Origin of the sequence: Streptomyces sp. H27-H5, from assembly GCF_026627505.1 — a bacterium.
GTDB lineage: Bacteria > Actinomycetota > Actinomycetes > Streptomycetales > Streptomycetaceae > Streptomyces.
The window spans coordinates 1-17020 of sequence record NZ_JAPNLK010000130.1 but is presented as its reverse complement, the minus strand read 5'-3'; the positions used below and the strand labels follow the sequence as shown (position 1 = coordinate 17020).

Below are 17020 nucleotides of genomic sequence, written 5' to 3'. Positions count from 1 at the left end.
CCAGCGCGGCCAACTCCTCGTACGAGGGCAGCTGCGGCGGGGCATCGGTCACAAGGTCAATCTACCGGCCCCGCAGGACCACCTCGCACCACATCGCCGCAGCTCACCGGCCGTCCAAAACAGTCACATGAGCGTACCGACCTGGAAACGCACGGTACGACGATGGCTGCGTTGATTGCGGCGTCCGGCAGACATCCAAGCGGTGATGGTGCCTTCGGCCTTGCGCCGGGTGCCAAGATTCTTCCCATCCGCGTGCCGCACGAGTTCAACTCGACAGCACCCACATGGACCGAAGCGATTCGGTACGCGGCAGACTCCGAAGCCAAAATCATCAGTATCTCGTTGGGTGCGGAACGAGACGATCCAGAGCGGATTGAGGCAGTGAAGTACGCATTGGCCAAAGGGAAATTGATCTTTGCCTCGGTCGGTAATGACGGAGATTCAACCAACCGAGCCGAGTTCCCGTCTGCGACGCCCGGTGTGGTGGGTATTGGCGCTGTGGATCCCAACGGTGCCGCCACCAAAGAATCGCAACATAACGACTTTGTCGATCTTGCGGCGCCCGGCGTCGACATTGTCACGGCGTGCGGTGGCAAGACGGGACTCTGCAAGAACCACGGCACCAGCGATGCCACAGCCCTGGCCTCCGCCTCTGCCGCGCTCCTCTGGTCCGCCCACCCCGACTGGACCAACAACCAGGTGCTCCGGGTCCTGCTGAACACCGCAGGGAAGCCCAAGGACGGCGTCGAGCGCAACGACTACGTCGGCTACGGCGTCGTCCGCCCCCGGATCGCCGTGCCTACGCCCGGGGATCCCGGGCCGGCCGATGTGTATCCGTTGCCGGATCTCGCGGGCGCCGGGGCGGTCAAGGAGCCTTCCGGGGCGCCGGGGGCCAAGGCGTCCGAGTCGGCGAAGCCCGCGCCTGCTCCTCGGGCCGAGGCGGAGGGGTCCGGCGGGGGGCTTCCGTGGCTCGCGTTGGGGTTGGGTGCCTGCGTGCTGATCGGCGGGGCGGTCGCGGCCGTCGTCGTGCGGCGCGCGAGGCGTTGAGGGGGTTGGCGGGGGAGTGTGGGCGGGTCCTGCCCGGGGCGGGTCCGGTGCTCGCGGGGGAGCGCCGGCGGTTCTCGCGCGCGGCCGGTCCGGTGCTCGCGGGGTTGTTGGTGGTCGGGGTCGCCGCCGCGCCGGCCGGGGCGGCGACGCCGCGCGAGCGGCAGTGGCATCTCACCGCGATGAAGGCGGCCGACTTCTGGAAGATCGGCACGGGCAAGGGCGTCACGGTGGCCGTCATCGACAGCGGGGTGGGACGCGCGCCCGAACTGGAGGGGCAGGTGCTGCCCGGCGTGGACCTCGCCGGAGGCAAGGTCGGCAAGGCCGCGGGGGACGAGCGTACGGACCCGGACGGTCACGGTACGTCCATGGCGACGATCATCGCCGGTACGGGCAGGGCCGCCGGCGGCGAAGGGCTGTCCGGGATCGCGCCGGGGGCGAGGATCCTTCCGATCAGGGTGCCGCGCGAGGACGCGCCGGGAGCGTCGTCCTGGGCGGCGGCGATCCGGCGCGCGGCCGACTCGGACGCGAAGGTCGTCAACATCTCCATGTCCACGACGACGGCCGATCCGGCGCGGGACGACGCGGTGAAGTACGCGCTGTCCAAGGGCAAGCTGGTCTTCGCGGCCATGGGCGAGGGCGGGACCACCGGCACGACCCCGGCGGCCGTCGCGGCCAAGAAGGCGGGTGAGCCCCGCTATCCGGCGGCCACGCCCGGTGTGGTGGGCGTCGCCGCCGTCGGTCCGAACGGTGAGCCGACCGCGGAGTCTCTGACGGGACCCCAGGTCGACATGGCCGCGCCCGGCGTCGACATCCTCACGTACTGCCGGGGCAGGGCCGGGTACTGCGAGAGCCACGGGACGGGTGAGGCCACCGCGCTCGCCTCCGCGTCGGCGGCGCTGCTCTGGTCCGCCCATCCCGACTGGACCAACAACCAGGTGCTCCGGGTCCTGCTGCACACCTCCGGCGCTCCGGTGGACGGTGCGGTGCGCAACGACTGGATCGGGTACGGGGTGGCCCGACCCCGGATCGCGATGTCCACGCCCGGTCCCCCCGGGCCGGCCGACGTGTACCCGCTGCCGGACTTCGTGTCCGCGGCCGCGGCGATGACGGTCGGCGCCGGTGAGCCGTCGACGGACTCCGGGGCGGACGAGGTGGCCGGGCTCCGCGGCGCGGTGGGGTGGATCGGGCTCGGGCTGGTGGGCGTGCTGATCATCGGCGGGGCCGTCAGCACCGTGCTCGCCCGGCGCACGGCCGACTGACCCCGGGGCGCGAGTGGTATCGCGCCCATGACGAAGGGCTGTCCGGGAACCAGGTTCCCGGACAGCCCTTCGCATCCGAAGCCGTGACCGGAATCGAACCGGCGTAACTCGCTTTGCAGGCGAGTCCCTCAACCACTCGGGCACACGGCTGTGAGGTGGTGATGAGTACGACCGTACGAGGCGCCCCGCGGCGGCGGAAGGGGGGCGCGGGTGCCGCAATGTGACTGCCATGCCCCGTTCACAGTCCTGGGACGGCCTAGGGCCGGAGGCGGAGCCGGGATCGGTCTAAATGACAGGGACGAAGCAGAGGTATGGACCTTACGCTGGGGCGATGAGCGCATTGGAACCCCGTGTCCCCGAGACCGCCGCACCGGTCTCGTCCGAGTCCCCCGAGCCGCCGGGCGGGATCCTCGGGGCCGCGTACCGGACGCTCAGCATCGGCATCATCTCCGTCGTGTTCCTCATCGCCTTCGAGGCGACCGCGGTCGGCACGGCCATGCCGGTGGCGGCGCGGGAGCTGGACGGGATCGGTCTCTACGCCTTCGCCTTCTCCTCCTACTTCACGACGAGTCTGTTCGGCATGGTGCTGTCCGGCCAGTGGGCCGACCGGCAGGGGCCGCTGCGGCCGCTGGCTCTGGGGATCGGGGCCTTTGCCGGCGGGTTGGTGCTGTCGGGGACGGCCGCCGGGATGTGGGTGTTCCTGCTCGGGCGGGCGGTGCAGGGCTTCGGCGGCGGGCTGGTGATCGTCGCCCTGTACGTGGTCGTCAGCCGGGCCTACGACGAGCGGCTGCGCCCCGCGATCATGGCCGCCTTCGCGGCGAGCTGGGTGGTTCCCTCGATCGTGGGTCCGCTGGCCGCCGGGACGGTGACCGAGCACCTCGGGTGGCGCTGGGTGTTCCTCGCGATCCCCGCGCTGGTCGTCGTGCCGCTGGTCGTCGCGATACCGGCGATCCGCCGGACCGCGTCGGGACCGGTGACCGGCGGGGAGCCGGTGGCCTTCGACCGGCGGCGGATCCGGCTCGCCCTCGGGATCTCGGCGGGTGCGGGGTTGCTCCAGTACGCCGCCCAGGACCTGCGGTGGCTTTCGGTCGTGCCGGCCGTCGCGGGCGCGGCCCTGCTGGTGCCGGCGGCGCGGGGGCTGCTGCCGCGCGGCACGTACCTGGCCCGGCGCGGGCTGCCGTCGGTGGTGTTGCTGCGGGGGGTGGCGGCGGGTTCGTTCATCGCGGCCGAGAGTTTCGTGCCGCTGATGCTGGTCACCCAGCGGGGTCTGAGCCCGACCCTGGCCGGGTTCTCGCTGGCGCTCGGCGGGTTGACCTGGGCGGGCGGCTCCTGGGTGCAGTCGAAGGGGCGGATGGCGCCGTACCGGGAGCGGCTGATGGTCGGCGGGATGGTGCTGGTGACGTTCGCCATCGCGGCCGCCCCGACGGTGCTGCTGACGTGGGTGCCGGTGTGGACGCTGGCGGTGGCCTGGGCGATCGGATGCCTCGGGATGGGGCTGGTGATCGGCTCGACGAGCGTGCTGTTGCTGGAGCTGTCGGCGCCGCGGGAGGCCGGGGCGAACTCCGCCGCGCTCCAGATCTCCGACGCGCTGGCCAACGTGGTGCTGTTGGCGGCCGGCGGGGCGGCGTTCGCCGCGCTGGGCGGGGGAACGGTGGGGGCCGCGCACGCCGTGACCTCCGGTGGGGCGTCCTCGCATCCGGGGGCGTTCGTGGTGGTCTTCCTGCCCATGGCCTGCGTGGCGCTGGTGGGGGCGTGGGTGGCGACGCGGCTGCACGCCGCCCCGGCGGCGGAGGCCGGCCCGCCCGCCGCGACGGCGGACCTCCCGGGCCCCGAACGGCGTGGATCGCACGGGAGTTGACCGGGGCGGGGCCCGCGTGCCGGTGGGCCGACCGGCTCCGGGGAACGCGGGTGACGGCCTCCGGGCCGCGCCGCGAGCGCGACGGATGTGATGCTCGCCGCACCCGCCGAGGTCACGGGCCTGTCCCTCCGCGAGGGGCGGGCCCGTGCCGGTAAGGTGGCCCGGTTGTCCTACGTACGACCGCTTCCCGCCCGTACCAGATACACCGAGAGCACGAACCGGAGACCGTGACTACTACCGCCTCCCACCACCTCTCACCCGCCTTCCCCGGCCGCGCGCCGTGGGGTACCGCCAGCAAGCTGCGCGCCTGGCAAGAGGGTGCGCTGAACCGGTACCTGGAGACCCAGCCGCGTGATTTCCTCGCGGTCGCGACCCCCGGAGCCGGCAAGACGACCTTCGCGCTGACCCTCGCGTCCTGGCTGTTGCACCACCACGTGGTGCAGCAGGTGACCGTGGTCGCGCCGACCGAACACCTGAAGAAGCAGTGGGCCGAGGCCGCGGCCCGGATAGGCATCCGGCTGGACCCCGAGTACTCGGCCGGCCCGCTGAGCAAGGACTACCACGGCATCGCCGTGACGTACGCGGGCGTCGGCGTGAAGCCGATGCTGCACCGCAACCGGTGCGAACAGCGCAAGACCCTGGTGATCCTCGACGAGATCCACCACGCCGGTGACTCGAAGTCCTGGGGCGAGGCCTGCCTGGAGGCCTTCGACCCGGCGACCCGGCGGCTCGCGCTGACCGGTACGCCCTTCCGGTCCGACACCAACCCGATCCCCTTCGTGGCGTACGAGGAGGGGAACGACGGGATCCGCCGGTCGTCCGCCGACTACACGTACGGCTACGGGAACGCGCTCGGCGACGGCGTCGTCCGCCCCGTGATCTTCTTGTCCTACAGCGGCAACATGCGCTGGCGCACCAAGGCCGGCGACGAGATCGCCGCCCGGCTCGGCGAGCCGATGACCAAGGACGCCATCTCGCAGGCCTGGCGGACGGCGCTCGACGCGCGCGGCGACTGGATGCCGAACGTCCTGCGCGCCGCCGACCAGCGGCTGACGGAGGTCCGCAAGGGCATCCCGGACGCGGGCGGTCTGGTCATCGCCTCCGACCAGGACTCGGCGCGCGCGTACGCGAAGCTGATCAGGGAGATCACCGGGACGAAGGCGACCGTCGTCCTGTCCGACGACACGGGCGCCTCGAAACGCATCGACGATTTCAGCGCGAACGACGACCGCTGGATGGTCGCGGTCCGCATGGTGTCCGAGGGCGTCGACGTTCCGCGCCTCGCGGTGGGCGTTTATGCCACCACCATTTCGACTCCTTTGTTCTTTGCGCAGGCAGTCGGGCGATTTGTGCGTTCGCGCAGGCGCGGCGAGACCGCGTCGGTGTTTCTTCCGACCATTCCGTATCTCCTCGGTTTCGCCAACGAGATGGAAGTCGAGCGCGACCACGTCCTCGACAAGCCGAAGAAGCAGGGCGAGGAAGACCCGTACGCCGAGTCCGAGAAGGAAATGGACGAGGCGAACAAACTGGAGGACGAGGACACCGGCGACGAGGAGCAGATGTCCTTCGAGGCGCTGGAGTCCGACGCCGTCTTCGACCGGGTGCTGTACGACGGCGCCGAGTTCGGGATGCAGGCGCACCCCGGCAGCGAGGAGGAGCAGGACTACCTGGGCATCCCCGGGCTGCTGGAGCCGGACCAGGTGCAGATGCTGCTCCAGAAACGGCAGTCGCGGCAGATCGCCCACAGCCGGCGCAAGCCGGACTCCGAGGCGGACCTGCTGGAGCTGCCGGCGGAACGGCGTCCCGTGGTTTCGCACAAGGAGCTGCTGGAGCTGCGCAAGTCGCTGAACACGATGGTGGGCGCGTACGTCCACCAGAGCGGCAAGCCGCACGGGGTGATCCACACGGAGCTGCGCCGGGTGTGCGGCGGCCCGCCGAGCGCGGAGGCGACGGCGGGTCAGCTGCGGGAGCGCATCAAGAAGGTCCAGGAGTGGGCCACCCGGATGCGGTGACGCCGCCGCCCGCGAGGGTACGAGAACGGGGTCCGTGCGCCGACGCGCACGGACCCCTTCGTCGTTTTCGGCACCACCGGAGCCATCCGTTCGGAAAGTGAATGCGCGGCGGGGAAGACGCGCGAGAAGATGCCGGGGAACATTACGAATTGACACACCCGCTCGAACAAATGGGTACAAGCGGGCAGTAGGCGCCCGGATTCTGGACGAGCCCTTCCGCTCAGCGAACCTGCTGGATACTGTCCCCGCATCGAACGCCCCGTGGCAGCGCCGCCGCGGGAGCGCAGCCGGTGCCATGGCCGCTACCGGCGGCCTCTCCGTGCGTCGCCGAGGGACCGGCAGCGCTCCACCCCGTGAGAGTCACCGCCGCCCACCTAAAGAGGGAGAGGCGTCGTGACTGCGGAAACCTCCCAGACTCTCGACCGAGGGCTCCGGGTCCTCAAGCTGCTCGCCGACACCGACCACGGTCTGACCGTCACGGAGCTGTCCAACCGCCTCGGTGTGAACCGCACCGTGGTCTACCGCCTGCTCGCCACGCTCGAACAGCACGCCCTGGTCCGCCGCGACCTCGGCGGCCGGGCACGGGTCGGACTCGGCGTGCTGCGGCTCGGCCGCCAGGTACACCCGCTCGTGCGCGAGGCGGCCCTGCCCGCGCTGCGGTCCCTCGCCGAGGACATAGGGGCCACCGCGCACCTGACCCTCGTGGACGGCAGCGAGGCGCTGGCCGTCGCCGTCGTCGAGCCGACCTGGACCGACTACCACGTGGCCTACCGGGCCGGCTTCCGCCACCCGCTGGACCGCGGGGCGGCCGGGCGGGCCATCCTGGCCGCGCGTCAGGGCACGCTCATCGAACCCGGGTACACGCTGACCCACGGCGAACTCGAAGCGGGCGCCAGCGGCGCGGCGGCCCCCCTGGTCGGCATCACCGGCCTGGAGGGCAGCGTCGGCGTCGTCATGCTGGCCGACGCCGTGCCCGAGCGGGTCGGCCCGCGCGTGGTGGACGCCGCCCGCGAGGTCGCCGACGCGCTGCGCTGACCCGACCGAACGCCCGCGACCCCGTACGAAGCCTCGTACGGGGTCTTGTGCGTCCCCTGCCGCGGGGGAGGACGGGCTCCACCGTGCGGGCGGGCGGCCTCTGCCGTGCCCGCCGGCGGGCTCTCCCGCGCGTGCCGTCGTGCCGGGGCACGCGGGAGGGTGCGACCGGGCCCGATAGATTGGCCGGGTGCTCTCACGCCTCACACGTCTGCCGCGTCCCGCCGCCCTGGCGCTCTGCGCCCTGCCCCTGGTCGGGTTGTTGGCCGTGGCGGCCTTCGCGCCGCTGCCCTTCGTGATCGCCCAGCCCGGGCTCACGGCCGACGTGCTCGGCTCCCGTGAGGGCAAGCCCGTCATCGCCGTCACGGGCGCGCCCACCCGGGTCACCAAGGGGCAGCTGCGGATGACCACCATCCAGGCCACCGGTCCCTCCACGACGGTGCGCCTGCCCGAGCTGGTCGACCACTGGTTCGACACCTCGCGGGCGGTCATGCCCAAGGACGCGGTGTATCCCTCGGGCGGGAGCGACGAGGAGATCGAAGAGCACAATCTGGAGGAAATGACCAAGTCGCAGTCGACGGCCTCCGCGGCCGCGCTGGGCTATCTCCACAAGGACCCGAAGGACGTGAAGGTCACGCTCAACCTCGCCGACGTCGGCGGCCCGAGCGCGGGTCTCCTGTTCTCCCTCGGGATCGTCGACAAGCTCGACGGCGACGGGAGCGGCGGCGATCTCACCGGCGGCCGGAACATCGCCGGCACGGGCACCATCAGCCCGAGCGGTGAGGTGGGCGCGGTGGGCGGGGTGGCGTTGAAGACGCAGGCCGCCAGGCGGGACGGGGCGAGCGTGTTCCTCGTGCCGAAGGCGGAGTGCTCCGACGCCCTGTCCGAACTCCCCGAGGGGCTTCGGCTGATCCCCGTCACCTCGCTGACGGATGCGGTGGGCTCCCTTCGGGCGCTGGACAAGGGGCAGCCGGTTCCGTCCTGCTGACGCCCTGCGCGGGCACGGCCCGGTCGGTCCTCCCGACCCGGTCCGGCCGGTCGTTCAGGCCGCCCCAGGCCGGGAACAGGAACGGGGCGAGCGTGGCCAGCAGGTACACACCGCCGAAGGCCAGCAGGGCCGGGCCGGCGCCGAACCCGTCGACGAGCAGGCCCGCCGCGAGGCCGCCCAGCGGCATCGTCAGCTCGCAGCCCGCCGTGGTCACCCCGGACACCCGGCTGCGCAGCGCGTCGGGGACCCTGTCCATCATCACGGTGGTCAGGATCGGGTTCAGCACGCCCGCGCCCAGCCCCGACAGGGCCATCGTCACCGCGAGGGGCAGCGGGGTGTCGGTGAACGCGGCCACGACGTACCGGGGCGCCCCGCACAGCAGGAACGCCGCCGCGAAGACCGTCCGCGGCCGGTATCGCTCGCCCCACGCCCCGTAGAGCAGGGCGCCCAGCAGCGCGAAGCCGCCGAACACGGACACCATCAGGCCGAGGGCGGTGGCCCCGCCCAGCGCCTCGCGACCGTGCACGGGCAGCAGTACCGAGGACCAGCCCTGGTCCAGGCCGTTGGTCACCATCACCATCAGGGTGATGCCGGTCAGCAGCCGTGAACGGGTCAGGAAGGCCCATCCCTCGGCCAGTTCGGCCCGGTAGCCCGCGAACGACGCCTTCTCGGAGGTGCGTTGCGGATCGGCGGCCGGGACCCCGCGCAGGAAGACGGCCACGAGCAGCGCCGACACGGCGAAGCTGGCCGCGTCCAGGAGCAGCACGGTCTCGGCCCCGAAGGCGGCGATGAGTACGCCGGCGACCGCGGCCCCGATCATCCGGGCGCCGCGCGAGACGGCGTCGTAGAGGCTCGCCACCCTGCCGACGGTGGTTCCGGCGTGCTCGGCGAGGTGGGGGATCAGGACGTAGCGCGCGGTCAGGCCGGGAGTGTGGACGAGGCCGCCGAGCGCCATCAGGGCGCACAGCATCCAGAACTCCAGCAGCCCCGCGTGGTGCAGCAGCGGGATCGCGCCGATCGACAGCGCGCAGATCAGGTCGGACGCCGCCGAGATGCGGCGGCGCCCGATCCGGTCGATGACCGGGCCGCCGACGAGCGCGGCGACGATGACGGGCAGGGTCGCGCAGAAGGCGACGATCCCGGCCCGGCCGGCGCTGCCCGTGCTCTGCAGGACGAACCACGGGACGCCGATGAGGGTGAGTGAACTTCCGGCTATGGAGATCGTGTTGGCGGCCAGTACGGCCACGAAGGGGCGACGGCTCACGAGGCGCCGCCGCGCACCACGCGGGAGTGGACGTGCGCGGGCTGCATGAGCCGGATGCCGGCGGCGACCAGGGCCTCCCCGAGCCGGTTGCGCAGTACGGGCAGGGCGGGCTCGGGGGCGACCGGGGCGGCGCTCCGGGCGAGGTGCCAGGCGGCGGCCTCGGCCGCCAGTTCGGCGGTACGGCCGGCGTGGAGCGCGGTGTGCAGGTCGGTGTGGGCGAAGGCGTGCATGGCAGGACTCCTTCTGCGGGTCCTCAACGGCGAGGAGGCGGCGGCTACTCGGTGTGGCGCGGGAAGGCGTGCGTGTGGAAACGGACCGTCTCCGCGCCCTCCGACCGCGGCAGATCGCGGTAGCCGTTGATCAGGTCGTGCAGCTTGTGGATGAGTTCGAGGGACTGGTCGGCCGTCAGCCGCAGCGTGAAGTCGCTGAGGTCCGAGCCCCGGCGCCAGTCCTGGGACCAGTTCTGCGCCTCGTTCATCCAGCCGGCGAGTTCCTGCGCGTGCATCTTCGCGATCTCGGCCAGGAAGACGTCCGCGGCGACCCGCGTCTCCGGGTCGGCGGCGTGGATCAGCGATTCGTCGAAGCCCGTGCCGTCGTGGGAGGCCCGCCACCAGCGCTCGCGGCCCTTGCCGTGCTCGGGCGCGTCCTCGACGAACCCGTACGCGGCCAGTTGGCGCAGGTGGTAGCTGGTGGCGCCGCTGGACTCGCCCAGGCGTTCGGCGAGGCGGGAGGCCGTGGCGGGACCGTGCAGGCGCAGGGCGCCCAACAGGCGGATGCGCAGCGGGTGGGCCAGACCGCGCAGCGAGTGCGCGTCGAGCATGCGGACCTGCGGCTCGACGGGCTCGACCGGTTGCGGGTTCTGGGTGTTCGTCTCGGGCATGGCTCCACGATAGAGATGCAAAGATTCCTATGCAAGGGTTGCTTTGCATAGGAATCTTTGGAACTCCTGGCGCCCGTTCCGCCGCCGTCGGCTCAGCCCTCCTTGATGAACCCCTCCTTCACCAGCCAGTCCTTGGCCACCGCGTGCGGGTCCTGGCCCTCCACGTCCACCTTGGCGTTCAGCTCCCGCGCCACCTCGGTCGTCAACCGCTGCGTCACCGGCGCCAGCAGCTTCGCGATCACCGGGTGCTCGGCGAACGTCTTGGCATTGATCGCGGGCGCCGCGTTGTAGTTGGGGAAGAAGCGCTTGTCGTCCTCCATGATGTCCAGGTCCATGGCCTTGATCCGGCCGTCGGTGGTGAACGCCTCGCCCAGCAGGCAGGAATCGGACTTGGAGACCTGGGTGTAGATGATCCCGGCGTCCATCTTCCGAATGTTGCCGGTGGGGATCCTCATCCCGTACGCCTTCTCCATGCCGGGGAGTCCGTCCTCGCGCGAGGCGAACTCGTTCTCCACACACAGGGTCACCGCCGACGGGTCCTTGCGGGCCAGCGCCGCCACGTCCGACATCGTCCGCAGCTTGTACTTCGCGTTGTTCTTCTTGCTGATGGCCAGGGTGTAGGTGTTGTTGAGCGTGGCCGGCGGCAGCCACACCACCCCGTTGCGCAGGTCCGCCCTGCGCACCGCGTCCCACTGGCCCCGCGGGTCGTCGATGGGCTCGGTGTTCCCCAGGTACGTGATCCAGGCGGTGCCCGTGTACTCGTACATGGCGTCCGCGTCGCCCTTGCGGACGGCCTCGCGCGCGCTGATCGAACCGGGCAGGTTGGTACGGTCCAGCACCTCCGCGCCGGCCGCCTTGAAGACGAGGCCGAGGATCTGACCGAGGATGATGTTCTCGCTGAAGTTCTTCGAGGTCACCGTGAGGGACGCGCCCGCCAGGGGCTCGCCCCGACCGACCGATCCGGGCTGTACGTCGTCCACCATCGGGGACCCGCTCTTGAGCCCGCAGCCGGCCAGCGCCAGCAGGGCGGCTCCCGCGACCGCCGCGGTCCGTACGCGGAAGGTACGCATCTACGCCTCCAGGCCGTGCGGCGTCAGGACCGTCTCCGCGAGGGAGGCCAGCCAGTCCACGAACAGGGCCAGGACCACCGTCAGCACCGATCCCACGATCAGCACCGGCATCCGCTGCGTCTGGATCCCGGAGGTGATCAGGTCGCCCAGGCCCCCGCCGCCGCCGAAGGTCGCCAGCGTCGCGGTGCCGACATTGAGCACGAGGGCGGTCCGCACGCCGGCCAGGATCAGGGGGACGGCCAGCGGCAACTCCACCTTGCGCAGGGTGCCCGTCGACGACATGCCGATCCCGTGCGCGGCCTCCACCAGCAGGGGATCGATGGCCCGGAGCCCGGCCACGGTGTTCGACAGCACCGGCAGGACGGCGTACGCGACCATCCCGATGATCGCGGTCGACGGCCCGATGCCCAGCCAGATCACCAGCAGCGCCAGCAGACCGATGGCCGGGGTGGCCTGGCCGATGTTGGCGAGGCCGGTCACGAACGGCGAGGCGCGGCGCAGTCCGCGGCGGGTGAGGGCGATGCCGAGGGGGATCGCGATGATCAGCACCCAGAAGGTGGAGATGGCCGTGAGCTGGATGTGCTGCCACAGCCGGAGCCGGACGTTGCCGCCGCCGAGCGAGTTCCGCTCGATGACGTCGAGCGGGATGTTGGTGATCCACAGATACAGGGCCAGTACCACCAGGGCCAGGACGACGGGTGGCACCACCAGCCGGCGCCAGCCGATCCGGCGGATCGGGCCGGGCGGCGGGGGCGTGGGGGGCCGGTCGAGGTCGTCCGCGAGTTCGTCGCGGAACGGGAGGCCCTTGACCTCGTGCTCGCCGGGGGGACGTTCGCCCGGGGGCCGCTGCGGGGAGGCGGTGGTCATGAGGTGCCCGCACCGCCCTCCAGCTCCTGCTCCGTCCGGTGGTGGCGCAGTTCCTCCAGGTCGTGCGCGTGCTCGGCGGCGGTGAGCCGGTCGGCCTCCAGCATCTCGTGCACCGAGTTCATGAGGGTCTCCATGTCCACGACCCCGATGTACTCGCCGCGCCGCCCGGTGACCGCGACCCGCCCGCCGCTGTCGGTGAGGACCGCCTCCAGGGCGTCGTGCAGGGTCGCGTCCCGGGTCACGGTGTCGTGCACCAACTGCCCGGCCCGGGCCAGCGATCCCTTGGCACGCATCAGGTCGCCGCGCCGCAGCCACTTGTACGGGCGGCCGCCCCGGTCGAGCATCAGCAGTTCGTTGTGCCGGCCGCCGCGCAGCGTACTGAAGATCAACTGGAGTGGGTCGTCGACCGACACCGTGGGGAAGTCGGCGATCCCCACGTCCCGCACGCGGGTGAGGTTGAGCCGTTTGAGGGCCGCGCCCGCGCCGACGAAACCGGAGACGAAGTCGTCGGTGGGGTTGGTGAGGATGGCTTCCGGGGTGTCGAACTGGGCGATGTGCGACCGCTCGCGCAGGACCGCGATCCGGTCCCCGAGTTTGATGGCCTCGTCGAAGTCGTGGGTGACGAACACGATCGTCTTGTGCAGCTCGTGCTGGAGCCGGATCAGTTCGTCCTGGAGGTGGTCCCGGGTGATCGGGTCGACGGCGCCGAAGGGCTCGTCCATCAGCAGCACCGGCGGGTCCGCGGCCAGCGCCCGGGCCACGCCCACGCGCTGTTGCTGGCCGCCGGAGAGCTGGCGGGGGTAGCGGCCGTGGAACTCGCGGGGGTCCAGGCCCACCAGGTCGAGCATCTCCTCGACCCGGTCCTTGACCTTCGACGTGGACCAGCCGGTCATCTTCGGCACCAGGGCGATGTTCTCCGCGACCGTCATGTGCGGGAAGAGGCCGGAGGACTGGATCGCGTACCCGATCTTGCGGCGCAGCTTGACCGGGTCCATGTCGGTGACGTCCTCGTCGCCGATCCGGATCCGGCCGGAGGAGGGCTCGATCAACCGGTTGATCATCTTGAGGGTGGTGGACTTCCCGCAGCCGGAGGGGCCGACGAAGACGACCGTCTCGCCCGCCTTGATGTCCATCGACACGTCGTCCACGGCCGGAGCGGGGTTGCCCGGGTAGCGCTTGGTCAGGTTCTCCAGCCGGATGGTCGCGCCGGAGGTCGCTGCCTTCGGGCTCGGGGTCGGCTCGGACGTCGGCTCAGACACGGATGCCCCTCGGGATGGTGAGACGGCCGAGCAGGACGTAGGCGGCGTCGAAGAGGAGGGCCAGGATGACGATGCCGATCGTCCCGGCCAGGACCTGGTTGAGGGCGTTGGCGCTGCCGAGCGAGGCGATCCCGCGGAAGATCTCGTTGCCGAGGCCGGGGCCGGAGGCGTACGCGGCGATCGCGGCGATGCCCATCAGCATCTGGGTGGACACCCGGATGCCGGTCAGGATCGGGGGCCAGGCCAGCGGCAGCTCCACCCTCAGCAGCCGGGCGGACCGGGACATCCCGATGCCCGTGGCCGCGTCGACCAGGGTCGGGTCGACCCCGCGCAGGCCCACGATGGAGTTCCGGACGATGGGCAGCAGCCCGTACAGGGTCAGGGAGATCACCGCGGGTGCCACGCCGAGGCCCACGATCGGGATCAGCAGACCGATCATGGCCAGCGAGGGGACCGTCAGGATCGTGGCGGTGGAGGTGATGGCGAGACTGGCGCCCCAGCCGCTGCGGTAGGTGAGCACGCCGATGGCGATGCCGAGGGCCGTCGCGATCACCATGCACTGGAAGACGAGGCTGACCTGCTGGAAGGCGTCGACGAGGAGTTGCTGCCGTCGGCTGGACAGGTAACTCCAGAAGCTCACGTCGCCTCACCTCGCCCGTCTGTCCGGGGATCAGTCGTCGTCGGCCGCCTGCTCGACCAGCGGGATGATCCGCAAGGGCACGGGGTTCTCCATGACGATCGCCGTGGAGGCCCGCACGATCCCATCGAACGCGACGACCCGGTCGATCACCCGTTGAAGGTCCGCGTTGGAGCGGGCCACGAGCCGGCACAGCATGTCCCCGTGACCGGTGGTGGTGTGCAGCTCCAGCACCTCCGGCACACCGGTCAAGTGGGCCCGTACATCGGCTCCTTGGCCCTGCTTGATCTCCAGCGTGGCGAACGCGGTGACCGGGTATCCGAGGGCCGTCGGATCGACCTGCGGACCGAACCCGCGGATGACTCCATTCGACTGAAGCCGGTCGAGCCGCGCCTGCGCCGTGCCGCGCGCGACCCCCAGCCGGCGCGAGGCCTCCAGGACCCCGATCCGGGGTTCGCGGGCGAGCAGGACGATCAGACGCCCGTCGAGTTCGTCGATCCCCATGGTTGCCTCCAGGTCGGCCGGCGGGTGGTCATACTGCACAGATCTCTCAGCCATCCTCCGGCAGGATCGGGCAATCTGTACAGAGGAAATCGAAACTATTGCGCAGCTTGTGGATCGGCGGGACTCTGCGCTCATGACTGAGTCTCTGGCGAACCTCGAAACCGAAACCACCCCGCACACCGCGCGTGAGGCCGACCCCTTCCCGGTGAAGGGCATGGACGCGATCGTCTTCGCCGTGGGCAACGCCAAGCAGGCCGCGCACTACTACTCCACCGCGTTCGGCATGAAGCTCGTGGCGTACTCCGGGCCGGAGAACGGCACCCGCGAGACCGCCTCCTACGTGCTCACCAACGGCGGCGCGCGCTTCGTGCTGACCTCGGTCATCAAGGCGAGCACCGACCACGGCCGCTTCCTCGCCGAGCACGTCGCCGACCACGGCGACGGCGTCATCGACCTCGCGATCGAGGTCCCGGACGCCCGCGCCGCCTACGCCTACGCCGTCGAGCACGGCGCCCGCGGCCTGGACGAGCCGTACGAGGTCAAGGACGAGCACGGCACCGTCGTCCTCGCCGCGATCGCCACCTACGGCCAGACCCGCCACACGCTGGTGGAGCGCAAGGACTACAGCGGCCCCTACCTGCCCGGCTACGTGGCCGCCCAGCCGCTCGTCGCCCCGCCGGCCAAGCGGACCTTCCAGGCGGTCGACCACTGCGTGGGCAACGTCGAGCTGGGCCGCATGAACGAGTGGGTGGCGTTCTACAACAAGGTCATGGGCTTCACGAACATGAAGGAGTTCGTGGGCGACGACATCGCGACCGAGTACTCGGCGCTGATGTCGAAGGTGGTCGCGGACGGCACCCTCAAGGTGAAGTTCCCGATCAACGAGCCCGCGATCGCGAAGAAGAAGTCGCAGATCGACGAGTACCTGGAGTTCTACGGCGGCGCGGGCGTCCAGCACATCGCGCTCGCCTCGAACGACATCGTGGCGACCGTCCGCACCATGCGCGCCGCGGGCGTCGCGTTCCTCGACACCCCGGACTCGTACTACGACACCCTCGGCGACTGGGCCGGCGAGACCCGGGTGCCCGTCGAGACCCTGCGCGAGCTGAAGATCCTGGTCGACCGCGACGAGGACGGCTACCTGCTCCAGATCTTCACCAAGCCGGTCCAGGACAAGCCGACCGTCTTCTTCGAGATCATCGAGCGGCACGGCTCGATGGGCTTCGGCAAGGGCAACTTCAAGGCCCTCTTCGAGGCGATCGAGCGCGAGCAGGAGAAGCGCGGCAACCTCTAGAACGCGAAGAGAACGCGAACCGCCGGCCCGCGAGGGCGGGCCGGCGGTCCTCCGGGTTCGACCGTTGCGCCGGCGGGGCCTTCAAGGCCCCGCCGGCGTTCGTCAGTCCTGCTCCGACCTCGGTTCCTGCTCCGGATCCGCGGCGGCCGAGTCGGGGCGGGCGGCCTCCGGTGTCCGTTCCGGTTCCGCCTGCTCGGCCTTCGCCCGCGAGGCCCTGGGGACGGGCTTCGCCTCCGGCTTCGCTTCGGGCTTCGGCTTCGCCGGCTGCGACGTCGGCTTCGCGGGCGCGGGCTTCGGTTTGTTCGGCTTCGGGAGCTCCGGCTCCACCCACGGGGTGCGCGGCTGGAGGTTCTCCGGGCCGCCCTGCGCCGGCTGACCCACCGCCTCCAGCGCCTCCTTCGCCAGCGGCGAACGCACCGGCGAGAACCGCGGATTGGTCCGCATCGCCTCCTGGAGGTGCCGCCGCGCGGCCGCCTCGTCGCCCAGACCCCGCTCGATCACGGCCCGGTGGTAGGCGAACTCCGCGCTCCGCAGGCCCGGTTCCGTCGCCTTCTTCGCGTACTCCAGAGCCGCGGGGTCATCGCCCGCCTTGTGCAGGGCCCACCCCAGCGCGTCGGCCACCTGCATGCTCTTGTTCGACGACCACTCCTGCGACAGCCGCCGCACCGCCGCCGACGGGTCGCCGTGGTCGGCCTCGTACAGGCCCAACACCACCGACTCGTCGACCCCGTGCGTCCCGCCCCGCTTCGTCATCGTGCCCAGCGCGTCGTACAGCACCCGCGCCTCGTCCGCCCGCCCCAGCGACTCCAGCAGCTCGCCCAGCTCCAACGCCAGCTGCGGCAGCGGCGTGCGGCCCAGCGCCAACCGGTAGTCCCGCACCGCCTCACCGCCCCGACCCAGCGCAGCAAGCGTCCGCGCCCGACCGCCTAGTGCTGCACCGCGAAAGTTCGTGGAGGGGGGTTGGGCCGGTCAGGCCGGGCTGCCGAGGTAGAGGGTGCCGGCGCAGGTAAGGCAGTCCTCGGGACTGCCGATGGGGAGGCCGGTGGGGA

General features: G+C 71.3%; 16 protein-coding genes and 1 tRNA gene. 7 read left to right on the top strand and 10 right to left on the bottom strand.

Going from position 1 to position 17020, the window contains the following annotated elements; genetic code table 11:
- Positions 1-1047 (top strand): S8 family serine peptidase (locus OTB19_RS37670; RefSeq protein WP_267803305.1); only part of this gene is annotated, 1047 nt, incomplete at its 5' end.
- A gap of 47 nt (positions 1048-1094) precedes the next feature.
- Complete coding sequence (locus tag OTB19_RS37665; protein ID WP_267803304.1) at positions 1095-2306, top strand: S8 family serine peptidase; 1212 nt, start codon at positions 1095-1097, stop codon at positions 2304-2306.
- Positions 2307-2384: 78 nt separating this feature from the next.
- Here the strand turns inward: OTB19_RS37665 and OTB19_RS37660 are convergent.
- Positions 2385-2456, bottom strand: a tRNA-Cys gene (locus OTB19_RS37660).
- Between the two features lie 181 nt (positions 2457-2637).
- Here OTB19_RS37660 and OTB19_RS37655 point away from each other — a divergent pair.
- The 4 genes from OTB19_RS37655 to OTB19_RS37640 all read left to right on the top strand — a co-directional run bounded on the left by OTB19_RS37655 (position 2638) and on the right by OTB19_RS37640 (position 8196).
- Complete coding sequence (locus OTB19_RS37655) at positions 2638-4164, top strand: MFS transporter (RefSeq protein WP_267803303.1); 1527 nt, start codon at positions 2638-2640, stop codon at positions 4162-4164.
- A gap of 227 nt (positions 4165-4391) precedes the next feature.
- Entirely contained in the window at positions 4392-6176 is a 1785-nt protein-coding gene (locus OTB19_RS37650; RefSeq protein WP_267803302.1) for a DEAD/DEAH box helicase, read from the top strand.
- Between the two features lie 393 nt (positions 6177-6569).
- Positions 6570-7211: an IclR family transcriptional regulator gene (locus tag OTB19_RS37645; protein ID WP_053684560.1), complete on the top strand. Its 642-nt coding sequence runs from the start codon at positions 6570-6572 to the stop codon at positions 7209-7211.
- Between the two features lie 187 nt (positions 7212-7398).
- A complete protein-coding gene (locus tag OTB19_RS37640; protein WP_267803301.1) occupies positions 7399-8196 on the top strand; it encodes a S16 family serine protease in 798 nt (265 codons plus the stop codon).
- Here OTB19_RS37640 and OTB19_RS37635 read toward each other — a convergent pair.
- The 8 genes from OTB19_RS37635 to OTB19_RS37600 form a co-directional block, all read right to left on the bottom strand.
- The gene (locus OTB19_RS37635; protein ID WP_267803300.1) at positions 8126-9460 is read right to left on the bottom strand and encodes an MFS transporter; all 1335 of its coding nucleotides are present in this window, start codon (positions 9458-9460) and stop codon (positions 8126-8128) included. The genes OTB19_RS37640 and OTB19_RS37635 overlap by 71 nt on opposite strands.
- The gene (locus OTB19_RS37630; RefSeq protein ID WP_267803299.1) at positions 9457-9690 is read right to left on the bottom strand and encodes a hypothetical protein; all 234 of its coding nucleotides are present in this window, start codon (positions 9688-9690) and stop codon (positions 9457-9459) included. Before OTB19_RS37630 ends, OTB19_RS37635 begins: the two co-directional genes overlap by 4 nt.
- A 44-nt stretch (positions 9691-9734) precedes the next feature.
- Entirely contained in the window at positions 9735-10340 is a 606-nt protein-coding gene (locus OTB19_RS37625) for an ArsR/SmtB family transcription factor (protein WP_267803298.1), read from the bottom strand.
- A gap of 92 nt (positions 10341-10432) precedes the next feature.
- The gene (locus tag OTB19_RS37620) at positions 10433-11410 is read right to left on the bottom strand and encodes a glycine betaine ABC transporter substrate-binding protein (RefSeq protein ID WP_267803297.1); all 978 of its coding nucleotides are present in this window, start codon (positions 11408-11410) and stop codon (positions 10433-10435) included.
- Positions 11411-12277, bottom strand: a complete 867-nt coding sequence (locus OTB19_RS37615; RefSeq protein WP_267803296.1) for an ABC transporter permease — start codon at positions 12275-12277, stop codon at positions 11411-11413.
- Positions 12274-13536, bottom strand: coding sequence for a betaine/proline/choline family ABC transporter ATP-binding protein (locus OTB19_RS37610; protein ID WP_267803295.1), 1263 nt, complete (start codon positions 13534-13536; stop codon positions 12274-12276). The genes OTB19_RS37615 and OTB19_RS37610 overlap by 4 nt, the downstream gene beginning before the upstream one ends.
- Positions 13529-14176 carry an ABC transporter permease gene (locus tag OTB19_RS37605; RefSeq protein WP_267803294.1) on the bottom strand — a complete coding sequence of 216 codons (648 nt, stop codon included), beginning with the start codon at positions 14174-14176 and terminating at the stop codon, positions 13529-13531. The genes OTB19_RS37610 and OTB19_RS37605 overlap by 8 nt, the downstream gene beginning before the upstream one ends.
- A gap of 30 nt (positions 14177-14206) precedes the next feature.
- Entirely contained in the window at positions 14207-14677 is a 471-nt protein-coding gene (locus tag OTB19_RS37600; protein ID WP_267803306.1) for an Lrp/AsnC family transcriptional regulator, read from the bottom strand.
- A gap of 133 nt (positions 14678-14810) precedes the next feature.
- Between OTB19_RS37600 and hppD the strand changes: the two genes are divergently transcribed.
- Complete coding sequence (gene hppD / locus OTB19_RS37595; protein WP_267803293.1) at positions 14811-15971, top strand: 4-hydroxyphenylpyruvate dioxygenase; 1161 nt, start codon at positions 14811-14813, stop codon at positions 15969-15971.
- A 102-nt stretch (positions 15972-16073) separates the two neighbouring features.
- Here the strand turns inward: hppD and OTB19_RS37590 are convergent, their stop codons facing one another.
- Positions 16074-16850, bottom strand: coding sequence for a tetratricopeptide repeat protein (locus tag OTB19_RS37590; RefSeq protein WP_267803292.1), 777 nt, complete (start codon positions 16848-16850; stop codon positions 16074-16076).
- Between the last annotated feature and the right edge of the window lie 170 nt (positions 16851-17020).